Below are 1,426 nucleotides of genomic sequence, written 5' to 3'. Positions count from 1 at the left end.
GATCGCGTCCCGGGACGTGGTGTAGGATCTGGTGGTAGCGCTGCTGGCCGGACGCGCGCTTTGGATATTGCACTGTAGCGTCCGGCCAGCAGCGCGGGTGGTCACCGTGGTTTTCGGATAGGTTTGGGTTGCGAAGCTCGAACCTGGAGAACCACGATGACCGATTCTATGATGCACCTGCGCGCGCTGGTCGAGAAGGCCCCGGACGCGGATATTTTGCGCGAGATGATCTCGTTTGCCGCCGGGCGGTTGATGGAGATGGAGGTCGGCGGCTTGACGGGTGCGGGCCACGGCGAGAAGTCCACCGATCGGCTTGTCCAGCGCAACGGCTATCGCGACCGCGACTGGCAAACCCGCGCGGGAACGGTGGAACTGCGCATCCCCAAGTTGCGCAAGGGCAGCTATTTTCCCGGTTTTCTGGAGCCGCGCCGGATGGCCGAGCGGGCGCTGACGGCGGTCATCCAGGAGGCCTATGTGCATGGCATCTCGACCCGTTCGGTCGATGACCTGGTCAAAGCGCTTGGCATGGACGGCATTTCGAAGAGCCAGGTCAGTCGCCTGTGCGAAGAGCTCGACGAGAAGGTCAACGCCTTCCTCGAACGCCCGATCGAGGGCGACTGGCCGTACCTTTGGATCGATGCCACCTATGTCAAAGTCCGCCAGAACGGTCGGATCGTCTCGGTCGCGGTGATCATCGCGGTGGGCGTCAACAGCGACGGTCGCCGCGAAGTGCTGGGCATGGACATCGGGCCATCCGAGGCCGAACCCTTCTGGACCGCCTTCCTGCGCAAGCTGACGCGCCGGGGCCTGCGTGGGGTGAAACTGGTGATCTCCGATGCTCATGAAGGCATCAAGGCAGCGGTGTCCAAGCTGCTGTGCGCAACATGGCAGCGCTGCCGCGTCCACTTCATGCGCAATGCGCTCGCCCATGCTGGCAAGAGTGGCCGGCGCGTCGTCTCGGCATTCATCGGCACCGCCTTTGCCCAGGACACGCCTGAGGCAGCCAGCCAGCAATGGCGTTCCGTCGCCGACCAGATGCGCCCAAAGCTCCCGAAACTGGCGACTTTGATGGACGATGCCGAACCCGACGTGCTGGCCTACATGACCTTCCCAAAGGAACACCGCGCCAAGTTGCACAGTACGAATCCCATCGAGCGCCTCAATGGCGAGATCAAGCGCCGCACCGAGGTCGTGGGCATCTTCCCCAACGAGGCTGCGATCACCCGCCTGATTGGTGCCATTCTCATGGAACAGTCCGACGAATGGGCCGTCCAGCGCGGGCGCTACATGTCGCTTGAAACGATGGCCCCGGTGAGCGACAATCCCATCGTCATGCTCTCGGCTGTGCCCGGTGCATGATCGGCTCAAGCTGATGCCGAAATTGGCGGTGGCCCAGATAAGCTACACCACGTCCCGGGACGCGATC

At 63.3% G+C, this 1,426-nt stretch carries 1 protein-coding gene; it reads left to right on the top strand.

What is annotated here, in order from left to right; all coding sequences use genetic code 11:
* Window positions 1–156: 156 nt before the first annotated feature.
* Window positions 157–1,359 carry an IS256 family transposase gene (locus tag AX724_RS05255; protein ID WP_026149849.1) on the top strand — a complete coding sequence of 401 codons (1,203 nt, stop codon included), beginning with the start codon at window positions 157–159 and terminating at the stop codon, window positions 1,357–1,359.
* Window positions 1,360–1,426: the final 67 nt, after the last annotated feature.

It is taken from the genome of Sphingobium sp. CCH11-B1 (assembly GCF_001556865.1).
Lineage (GTDB): Bacteria > Pseudomonadota > Alphaproteobacteria > Sphingomonadales > Sphingomonadaceae > Sphingobium.
The sequence above is the reverse complement of the archived record's forward strand: the minus strand, read 5'-3'. Positions and strand labels throughout refer to the sequence as shown.